At 49.4% G+C, this 403-nt stretch carries 1 protein-coding gene; it reads right to left on the bottom strand.

Annotation, left to right across the window (positions count from 1 at the left end):
- Positions 1-403 (bottom strand): hypothetical protein (locus KP705_RS18545; protein WP_215765369.1); only part of this gene is annotated, 403 nt, incomplete at both ends.

Here is a 403-nt window from a genome sequence, read left to right as displayed (position 1 = left end):
GACAGCAAACCCACCTTGAAAAAGGTGCCATCCTGCTTCTTACGCCTAGACGGAATCCCCAGACCTTCAAGCCTGTCAGCAATGCGATCAGATTGAAGCCTTATGGCCTCATCCCTGCCAATGCGTTCAAGATGTTTAAACACATCAACCTTGTTCCCACTGTTGCGACGAAGAAGCTCATAAAAACCTATCCGAGAAGATGACTCACACCCATTCTCAGACGGTCCTGCATCAAAAATCTCTCCGCGTGATTCCTTCGCTTCCTTAACCTCTGGAACGTATTCTAAACCACCAGCAGGAAGCCTGAAGCGTCGCCTGTCTTCCTGTTCCGAACGACACGCAAAACGCAGATTCTCATCAGCAGAATAATCCCGAGCTATAAGCCCAAGGTGCTTGCAGTCAG

The sequence above is a fragment of the Gluconobacter sp. P1D12_c genome (genome assembly GCF_018812105.1).
GTDB lineage: Bacteria > Pseudomonadota > Alphaproteobacteria > Acetobacterales > Acetobacteraceae > Gluconobacter > Gluconobacter oxydans_A.
Note: the sequence above shows the minus strand (reverse complement) of the source record. Positions and strands in the feature narration are given on the sequence as shown.